Genomic DNA, 10,220 nt, shown 5'->3' on the forward strand with positions numbered 1-10,220 from the left:
CTGAATCAACGAATCAGTTCGCCTTGAAAGGTCGACTGTATATCAAAGCCATTCAGGCAGCTTTAGCTGAACTCCGGTTTCTCCAACAAAAGAATCTCTTGTTAAACATTGACCCTGCGTAACTTCAGCTGTAATTGAAAACGCAATAGCCGCCTTGCTGACAAAGTGGCTATTACCCAGGACTTCGGACGACGAAGCCGCTGATGACTCACATGAACAGTTACTCCGTTTTGATCCGCAGGTCATCAAAAGTATGATAGGCGATGACGAGGAACTTTTTAGCGTATTGGTTGAAGCAGCCGAAGAGGAATTGACTGTTTCCCTGATTGCATTACAAACCCAGGCAGAAACGGAAGATTTGAAAGCGTTAAAAGCAACTGGTCATAAGTTGAAAGGAACTGCCCTTAGTGCCGGCATGCAAAACCTTGCTCAACTAGCTCAGACATTAGAGCATTTAGACCACGTGAAGGATGATGTTTTAAAAAACCTGGTGGAAAAGATTCAGTTGGAAATTAAACAGATTCTTCATTTGATTACTGTTGTTTCTTAACGTGTTTTAGCCTCAAATGTAGCAAGTCCACTAAACGTGTTTGCAATCGGGAACACACCCCTTATCGGTCGGTTTGTTATACCCTTGTTCGTGTGCTCCCTGAACGATAGCAATGGGTTCCCCATCAGGGCTGTTCCGTGATGCGGTTTCATCGCTATTTGGCGGTTATCCCGAAACTCAGTTTGTCGGAGACCCTGGGGTATAGCTCACGAAACTAACAATCAGCGTAGCTCTTGCATTGGGAACGGATAGGTTGAACTGCCCATTGGTAGTGGTAGTTGTGCCCCGCGTTGTTCTTAATTCCGGAGCAGCTGTTACATGATAATGACTACCCGAAGCCCATCCCCCTTCTCCTGCAACTTTTCGCCAAATCCAGCCGTTACGAACAAAACGCTGTTGGTCATTCTGTGAAAGCACTTTCCTACCTCAACAAATACCTCATAAAGTACAAATGGTACCTGATTCTGGGCGCACTTTTTACGGCCATATCGAATCTCTTCGGCATCTTTCCCGCTCAGTTGGTTCGGTATGCCCTCGATCTGGTGAGCGAAACCCTGGACATTTACTACCTCTACGATAAATCGCCCCTGCAATCGAATCTGTATGACGTTTTCGCCTTTAGCATCCTTCTGTTTGGTGTACTCACGCTCGTACTGGCCCTGCTGAAAGGGTTCTTCCTGTTCCTGGTCCGGCAAACGCTCATTGTGATGTCGCGGCACGTAGAATACGACCTCAAAAACGAGATTTACGACCATTACCAGACGCTGCCCCTCAGCTTTTACCGCCAGCATAACACGGGTGATCTGATGGCCCGGATTTCCGAAGATGTCAATAAAGTACGGATGTACATTGGCCCCAGCATTATGTACGGGCTGAACCTGATCATTCTCTTTATTCTGGTCATTAGCTACATGGTGAGTATCAACGCCCGCCTGTCGCTGTACGTGTTGTTGCCCCTGCCGGTACTGTCGGTGTCGATTTATATCGTCAATAATATCATCATCCGGCGGTCGGAAGAGATACAGCGTTCCCTGTCCCGGTTGTCGACGTACGTGCAGGAAGCCTTTTCGGGCATTCGGGTCCTGAAAGCCTACGTGCAGGAAGCTAATTCGGCGGCTAAGTTTGAGTTGGAAAGCGACGAATACCGGGATAAATCCCTGAGCCTGACGCGTGTCGATTCGCTCTTTTTTCCCATTGTGGCTATTCTGGTAGGGCTGAGCAACGTGCTGGTCATTTATGTGGGAGGGCAGGAAATCATCGCGGGCCGACTGACGCCCGGCAACATTACCGAGTTTATTTTATACGTAAACATGCTCACCTGGCCCGTGATGGCTCTCGGCTGGACCACCAGTCAGACCCAGCGGGCGGCTGCCTCGCAGGAACGCATCAACGAGTTTCTGCGCGTTAAAACCGATATTGTTTCGCAGAAGAATATCAGTCACACCATCAACGGCGATGTGGAGTTTAACAATGTACGGTTCGTCTATCCCGACTCGGGTATCGTGGCCATCAGAGATTTCTCGATGCGCGTCCGGGCGGGCGAAACGGTGGCGATTCTGGGCACAACCGGTTCCGGCAAGAGTACTCTGGCCAACCTGCTGACCCGCATGTACGACGTCACGTCCGGCGAAATCAGCGTAGACGGTATTCCAATCAAAGACTATAATCTAACCTCGTTGCGGGAGCAGATGGGCTACGTGCCGCAGGATGTATTCCTGTTCTCCGAAACCATCAGCAACAACGTTCGTTTCGGCAAGCCCGACCTGCCGCAGGAGCGGGTTGAGCAGGCAATCCGCGATGCCGATCTGTATCAGAACGTGCTGGATTTTCCCGAGCAGTTCGATACCCGCGTGGGCGAGCGGGGTGTTACGCTGTCGGGTGGGCAGAAGCAACGGCTCAGTATTGCCCGCGCCATTGCCCGCGACCCGAAGATTCTGATTCTGGACGACTGCCTGTCGGCGGTGGATACCAATACGGAAAACATCATCCTGAATAACCTCCAGCGCATTATGGCCAACCGCACATCAGTGGTTATTTCGCACCGGGTTTCGTCGGCAAAACTAGCCGATTACATCATCATGCTGGATGAGGGCGAAATCGTTGAGCAGGGCACCCACAACGACCTGCTGGCCAGCAATGGTGCCTATCGGGAACTGTACGAAAAACAGTTGCAGACGGAGGAGGCATAGCGTTTTAGTCAGGCGTGCAGCACCTTGACCATTGAAAAGGCTACTGGGTACTTACCAATTCGTGGCAGGTTACGTGCTGTTCATGCTGGCTTTTTTCCTATGTTTGGTCAGGATTTCATTCTAAATCATACCAGTACCGATGTCAAATTTTCGGTTTAAAGCCCTTGAAATAGCTCAGAATCGCCAGGCTCTGTCTGTGGCGGCACCCACCGAGCGAGTGGGTGATTTTTTTGGCAGTAATACGTTCAACATCGAGGTGATGCGGACGCTGCTATCCACAGAAGCCTTCCTGAAGGTGACGGAAGCCATGAATATGAACGGTCAGATTGATCGTAACATTGCCGACGAAGTCGCTGGGGCCATGAAGTCGTGGGCCACGTCCAAAGGTGCTACGCATTACACCCACTGGTTCCAGCCCCTGACGGGTGAAACCGCCGAAAAACACGATGCCTTCTTCGACATTACCATTGACGGAAAAGCCGTTGAGAAATTCAAGGGGAGTGCCCTGGTGCAGCAGGAACCCGATGCGTCGTCTTTCCCGAATGGGGGGTTGCGGAATACGTTCGAGGCTCGTGGCTACACGGGCTGGGACCCATCGTCGCCCGCATTTCTGATGGACAACGGAGCCGGGGGAAAAACGCTTTGTATTCCGTCTGTTTTTATTGCGTACACCGGTGAAGCCCTGGACTATAAAACGCCCTTGCTCAAAGCCCTTAATACGCTGGATAAGGCGGCCACCGCCGTTTGCCAGTACTTCGACCGGAACATAACCAAAGTAACCCCTACCCTCGGACCAGAGCAGGAATACTTTGTTGTCGACCGGGCTTTATTCTATGCCCGACCTGATCTGGTGCTAACGGGGCGAACCGTGTTTGGCCACTCACCGGCTCGCGGGCAGCAACTGGACGATCACTATTTCGGCTCGATTCCTCCCCGAATCAATGCCTTCATGGTCGATTTTGAGTTTGAATCCATGAAACTCGGCATGCCCGTCCGTACGCGTCATAACGAGGTGGCACCGGGGCAGTTTGAAGTAGCGCCCACGTTTGAAGAAGTCAATCTGGCCGTTGATCATAATGCGTTGCTGATGGATTTGATGGAGCGAATAGCCGAGCGTCATAACCTGAAGGTACTCTTTCACGAGAAACCCTTTGCGGGCATCAACGGCAGCGGTAAGCACAACAACTGGTCGATGGGTACCAATACGGGCGTTAATCTGCTGGCTCCCAGCACAAAGCCCAAAGAAAGTCTGCGGTTTTTAACCTTCCTGGTCAACGTTGTCAAGGCGGTGCATGACAATGCCGACCTGTTGCGGGCTACCATTGCCTCGGCAGGAAACGAGTATCGGCTTGGGGCTAATGAAGCCCCCCCCGCTATCATGTCGGTTTTTCTGGGTGAATCGCTGACGCAGGCACTCGACGACCTCGAAACCAAGTCGGAAGTGACCGTCAACAAGGGCGATAACGTGTATTATAAACTGGGCCTGAATCGGATTCCAAGCCTGATGCGCGACAACACCGACCGTAACCGAACCTCGCCTTTTGCCTTTACGGGGAATAAATTCGAGTTTCGGGCGGTGGGCAGCTCCGCTAACTCCGCATCGACCATGACGGTACTGAACGCTATCGTAGCCGATCAGCTCAACAAATTCAAAACAGATCTGGACGGGCGGCTGGGCCGGGGCGAAAAGAAAGAACTGGCCATCGTCGATATCCTGAAAGAGTATTACAGCAACATCAAACGAATTTTGTTTGAGGGCAATGGCTATTCCGATGAGTGGATTGAAGAAGCCGCCCGGCGGGGCCTGTCGAATATCAAATCGGCGCCCGAAGCGCTGGCCGTGTTCGTACAGCCCGAATCCCTGGCCCTGTTCGAGCGGACAGGCGTAATGAGCCACGCCGAAGTGGAATCACGGTATGAAATCGAACTGGAGAAATACATCAAAAACGTACAGATCGAGTCGCGGGTGATGGGTGATCTGGCCATGAACCATGTGGTATCGACCGCCCTCAAATACCAGAATAAACTGGCTGAAACCGCCCGGCATCTGGTCGAGTTAGGCATGCCTGCCGAAGCCGAACCGATCAAGGATATTCTGCGCGAAATTTCGGCCCGTATCATCGTAATAAAAAAGGGCGTGGCGTCCATGATTGAATCGCGTAAGAAAGCGAACAACGTAGAGGACACCGTTGAGCGTGCCCATCTGTACGGTGGTGAAGTAAAAGATCACTTCGATCTGATCCGCTACGAGGTTGACAAACTCGAACAAATTGTGGACGACGAAGACTGGCCGCTGGTCAAGTACCGGGAGTTGTTATTTGTGAAGTAGACAAATCCTGAACCGTAAACCTGATTTTGTAGATGTTATAAAATCTTGATAACTTGCATAGGAGCAATCAGGCTACTGCCGCAATAGTGTACGATTATCTTGATCCGTTCCCCGAAAGAGATGTTGTACATCGGAATTAAATCAAATGAAGTGGAATGGGTGCATTGAAACCGCTATACAAGTCGTCAACTATTGAGGAGAGCACCCCTGGTGCTGATTGTCTGACGCTGTATGATCGGTACGGTGGGTTGGCCTACGGCATTATTTTACAGATAATTCCGGAGCCTGAACAGGCGCAGCGGGTACTTATCGACTTGTTTTCCTCACCACAGGTGAAAGCGTATGCGGAATTCTCAAACCGGGTGAGCAGTGGAATTATTCGTCTGGCACGGGAAAAAGCGCTGGCTGCCAGATCGACAACACTTACGAAGCCGTTAACCACATCAGCAATAGCCGTGAACGATACGACGGATAAATTGGTGTTTGATCTGTCATTTTACAAGGGATACACCATCGACGAAATTGCAGATAAATTGCAACTGTCCCGGGCAAGCGTGTTAACCAAAATCAGTTCTTATTTTAAGCACCACCGTTCATCTCAATTATAGGGACTTTGAAAAACTACGAATATCTGAAAAACGGCATCCTCGAAGCCCATCTGCTGGGATTATTTGCTGACCAGGAGAAAGAAGAGGTAACCCAGTTGCTGACTACCGACAACGATTTGCTGGATCATCTGGGCGAGCTCGAACTGGAAATGGAAGAATACTTCCTGCGTAATGCTGTTCCGCCCCCTCCTGGAATCCGGGAAAAAATCGAGTTACGCATCAGCCAGACGGACGTGGAGAAATGGGTGCAGCCCGATCATACCGATCAGAGCCGCAGATCGACTGAAACGGCCTCGAAAGAGCCCCAGTACGTCAATGTCGAGTTTGATGATACGCATATCCGGGTACATAAACAGTGGAAAACGGCTTTTATTGCTATTTTCATCCTCTCGAAAGTATTCCTGATTCTCGGGCTTTATTATTACTTCAAAGCGGATAGCCTTCAGCAGGAAGTTGCCCGCCTTAAAGCAGAAACGCAGGTGCAGCAAACAGTACCTCCACGACGCTGAGTCAGGCAGGAACGTTGATAAAAAGGGCCAGACTCGTGAAGTCTGGCCCTTTTTTATGGATTAGCCTTGCTTTAATAAGTATTGAGTTGTTGTAATGCGAGACCGATGTTTGTCATTTCGACGCAGGAGAAATCTCCATGTCACGTATCAATCAAGCTTGAGATTTCTCCTGCGTCGAAATGACAAACAAAAACGCTGTTTAGTTTTGGCTCAATCCTGAACTTCCCAAGAGGTTTATTTTCAGTAGGAAGAAATGAAAACTCCCGAAACAGGCTGATTCGTAGCTTGTTTCGGGAGTTTCTGAGGAAGTCAATCAATTAAAGGCGTTGATATGCTTCTGGAAGATAGCCTCGTATTTGTTGGCGGCTGCCGTTTGTTTTGCCTCCTTACAGGCTTCGATGATCGTTTGCAGGATGTACAGGTCCGAGTCGGGATTGCCGAAGCGGTTGCCGTTGCCTGATTTATCGTAGGTAAGGGCCTGATCGGCACGAGTAGCCATGATGTCGGCAATTTCGAGCGCTTTCTTGGTATCACCTACTTCAAACAGGAAGCGTACGTAGTTGGACGAAATCTGGTCGTAGGGAATACTTTTGTCGGGAATTACTTTCAGTGAATAGTAGAGTACCTCTTTGGCTTTATCCATCTTCCCTTCCCGCATGAGCTGGTCGGCCAGTCGGAAGAAAGCGATACGGGCTGAAATAACCGGCGGCCCTTTATAGGTTTCGTCGTAGTACGTATTCGGGTTATCGAACTCCCGCCAGAACGTCTTCTTGGTCATGTTGGTGTACATGATGTTCGAGTTGACATACCCATCCGAAGCGCCCGGAACGGCTACCGGCATTAGCCGATACGCGTAGCCTTCGAGCTGCATGTAGTTTTTCAGGCTTAGGTAATTGTCGTTCGCCAGTGTGCTCGAAAAATAGATGGGCCGCTGCCAGTTGTTGGTAGCAATCATGTCGAGCATGATCAGGTCGGGCTTATAGAGATCCTTCTTCCCGATGGTCCATTGCAGCGTATCCTTCACCAGCGGGCGTAAGGATGGGGGAACAAAGCCAGCCTTGTCGATAGCGGCTTTGTCGAGTGGCAGAAACAGCACGGACGAAGGCAGAATACTCGTCATATCCCCATTGGTGAGGGGAACCTGTACCGCCGGACTATTCGATTTGATCAGGCTAATGTACTGTTTGAGGTCGATGCCGTTTTTCACGCCCGGCACTTCGTAAAACGGTACAATGTCGTTCTTACCCTTATTGAAATTGTCGAATTCCAGCGAAATGGGCAGGGCTTCCGACAGGTACGTTTTGCGTTTCATCTGCTGGATGTACCATTCCGTACCCAGCAAACTCAGGTTACACACGCGTACATCGGTCCGGAACCCTTCCACTTCCTGCACGTACCAGAGGGGGAACGTATCGTTGTCACCGCCCGTAAACAGGATGGCATTGGGCGCGCAGGAGTTGAGCAGATTCTTGGCGAAATCGACCGACTGGTACCGATGACTGCGGTCGTGGTTGTCCCAGCTTTTCATACCCATCATAACGGGTACCAGCAGGCTCAAACCAACCACCAGCCCGTTGCGCATCGTATCCGATTTCAGGTACGCCCGTAACCCTTCGGCAATGGACATCACGCCCAGGCCAAGCCAGATAGCAAAGAAATAGAACGAACCTACGTAGATATAATCCCGCTCGCGGGGTTCGGAGGGGGGCGAGTTTAGGAAGATTTGCAGGGCTATTCCCGTGAATAGAAACAGCAACCCCACAATCAGGAAATCGCGCCGACGGCGGAAATACTGGAACGTAATACCCAGCAGACCCAGGGCAAAGGGCAGCATGTAGAAATTGTCGCGGGCTTTGTTTGTTCGCAGCAAATCAGGCACATTCTGGTCTGACGACCAGGGTAGCAGATACCCCGCGCCTTCTTCGTCACTTTCGCGTCCGGCAAAATTCCACATCAGGTAACGCCACCACATGTGGCCCAACTGGTAGCTGAACATGTACTTCAGGTTATCGCCCATGGTTGGTTTCTGGCCTTCGGCCAGACCCAGCATCTGCCGGTATAGGGCGGGGTGATTTTGCTGGCTGCTGTACACCCGGGGAAACAGCATCTCATCGCCGGGAGCATAGATGTACTCCGGCTGATGGTCGAAGGCAACATAGCGGTTTCCTTCTTTTTTCCAGATGGCTGCACCCTGTTTCTGATCCACAGGACGAGCCGTAAACACCGGCCCGTACAGCAGCGAGCGGCTTCCGTATTGCTCCCGGCGCAGGTACGACAGGAAGTTCAGCTCATCGCTCGGGTCGTTTTCGTTAATGGGCGGATTGAAATCCGCCCGGACCAGCACCTGCATGTACGACGCATAACCAATCAGGACGAACGCCAGGGCCAGCAGTGAGGTATTGAGGATAACTTTTTTCTGCCGCGCCGACCAGATGATACCGTATACCAGCGCACCCAGGAAGACAACGATAAAGAAGTTAGCACCGGAGGTAAATGGCAGGCCCAGCGTGTTGACGAAGAATCGTTCAACGGCAAAAGCCATGCCCGGTAATCCGGGAATGATACCGGCGTTGATGATGGCCAGCACCACCAGCCCGATGCCAGCGGCAATAACCCCGCCCCAGAAGGTTGGCTTCGGTTGCTTTTTGAAGTAATAAATAAGAGCCAGAGCGGGCAGCGTAACTAGGTTCAGTAAGTGAACACCGATAGACAAACCCGTGAGGTAAGCAATGAAAATAAGCCAGCGGTTGGCGGCTGCTTCATCGTCAATTCGCTCCCATTTGAAAGCGGCCCAAACCACAATAGCCGTAAAGAATGACGACATACCGTATACTTCGGCTTCCACCGCCGAGAACCAGAACGTGTCGGAGAAGGTATAAGCCAGTGCGCCAACGGCACTCGTGCCCAGTACCAGCAGGGTGTCGGCGGTGGTATAATCAGACTCCGACTTATCCAGCAGTTTCTGCGCCAGCATGGTGATGGTCCAGAACAAAAAAGCAATGGTAAAAGCACTGGCCAGTACCGATGCCATGTTGACCCAGTACGCCACGCTGGTCAGGTCGCCGAAGGACATCATCGAGAATAAACGGCCCAGGAGCAGGAAAAAGGGTGCCCCCGGCGGGTGCGGTACCTGAAGTTTGAACGAACAGGCAATAAACTCGCCACAGTCCCAGAAACTGGCGGTTCGTTCAACGGTCATCGCGTAGGTAACCAGCGCGACAACGAAAACGGCCCAGCCCATAAGGGTGTTCAGGCGTTTAAATGATTGCATACTAGTGAAGATTAACGAAAGGCTTTTGTGTAAGTAAGTGCCCAAAATTACGCAAAAACCAGCCCGACAGCGGTAGATGGAGCTGTTAAAGTTTGTTAAGTCAAAACCTATACAGGCAATTCTGAACCGGTAAAAGACCCTCTTAAATGCTATTAACTAGCGGGGGTCGTCTTGTTTGGTCTTGTTTGAACTGGTTTGTATGGGTGGCTTATGACCCCACTTGTTGAAATGGGGTCACGGCGGTGTTACTATTCCAAACGGCTTCGTCTTAGTGTTCATGGAAATACTGCGACGATTGATTCGCTGGTTAGGATTTGGTAAGAAACCGCCCATTGTTGACGATGAAGGTCGGGACTGGGATCGTAGTGCTTACTACGATGACTACGACTGGACGCTGGATACGTTTGCTAAGAAGGACAAAAAATAAGGTCCGACTTTATCTGATGTAGGCTGAATCTATAAAGTAGATATTCACAGACTGACTGCTTCGCTTATATAAGAAACAATATTTTTAGGTTAAGACAATAGAGATTAAGTCAATTTGATTGTTTATCTACACACGCGACCTTTGCCTGATGAAATCGACCCAATGGCGAACCAACCCCACTCGTTTTTTGGCTATGACAGGCTATACCATCGAGCAGTTTGATGCACTCTTGCCNTTCTTTGAAGAGGCCCATGATGACTATCTTCAACGATTTTACCTTGATGGCAAGCCCAGAGAGGGCTACAGACGCTTTGTCTTGTACCAAAACAGTCCCCTG

General features: G+C 50.6%; 7 protein-coding genes. 6 read left to right on the forward strand and 1 reads right to left on the reverse strand.

The annotated features are described in order from the left end of the window. Nucleotides 1-154: 154 nt before the first annotated feature. The 5 genes from B157_RS0108140 (at nucleotide 155) to B157_RS0108160 (ending at nucleotide 6,185) form a co-directional block, all read left to right on the forward strand. Complete coding sequence (locus B157_RS0108140; RefSeq protein ID WP_020602860.1) at nucleotides 155-550, forward strand: Hpt domain-containing protein; 396 nt, start codon at nucleotides 155-157, stop codon at nucleotides 548-550. Nucleotides 551-957: 407 nt separating this feature from the next. Next, complete coding sequence (locus B157_RS0108145; RefSeq protein ID WP_026308578.1) at nucleotides 958-2,739, forward strand: ABC transporter ATP-binding protein; 1,782 nt, start codon at nucleotides 958-960, stop codon at nucleotides 2,737-2,739. Nucleotides 2,740-2,878: 139 nt separating this feature from the next. Next, nucleotides 2,879-5,068, forward strand: a complete 2,190-nt coding sequence (locus B157_RS0108150) for a glutamine synthetase III family protein (protein WP_020602862.1) — start codon at nucleotides 2,879-2,881, stop codon at nucleotides 5,066-5,068. 155 nt (nucleotides 5,069-5,223) lie between these two features. Beyond that, nucleotides 5,224-5,676 (forward strand): hypothetical protein, encoded by a 453-nt coding sequence (locus B157_RS0108155; protein ID WP_020602863.1) that lies wholly within the window; start codon nucleotides 5,224-5,226, stop codon nucleotides 5,674-5,676. A 5-nt stretch (nucleotides 5,677-5,681) separates the two neighbouring features. Beyond that, nucleotides 5,682-6,185: a hypothetical protein gene (locus tag B157_RS0108160; protein ID WP_020602864.1), complete on the forward strand. Its 504-nt coding sequence runs from the start codon at nucleotides 5,682-5,684 to the stop codon at nucleotides 6,183-6,185. A 313-nt stretch (nucleotides 6,186-6,498) separates the two neighbouring features. On the opposite strand, the gene B157_RS0108165 is transcribed toward B157_RS0108160, so the two are convergent. Beyond that, the gene (locus tag B157_RS0108165) at nucleotides 6,499-9,456 is read right to left on the reverse strand and encodes a protein O-mannosyl-transferase family (protein ID WP_020602865.1); all 2,958 of its coding nucleotides are present in this window, start codon (nucleotides 9,454-9,456) and stop codon (nucleotides 6,499-6,501) included. 277 nt (nucleotides 9,457-9,733) lie between these two features. On the opposite strand from B157_RS0108165, the gene B157_RS38115 reads away from it, so the two are divergent. Next, nucleotides 9,734-9,883 carry a hypothetical protein gene (locus tag B157_RS38115; RefSeq protein WP_020602866.1) on the forward strand — a complete coding sequence of 50 codons (150 nt, stop codon included), beginning with the start codon at nucleotides 9,734-9,736 and terminating at the stop codon, nucleotides 9,881-9,883. Nucleotides 9,884-10,220 lie beyond the last annotated feature (337 nt).

Origin of the sequence: Spirosoma spitsbergense DSM 19989 (assembly GCF_000374085.1) — a bacterium.
Classification (GTDB): domain Bacteria; phylum Bacteroidota; class Bacteroidia; order Cytophagales; family Spirosomataceae; genus Spirosoma; species Spirosoma spitsbergense.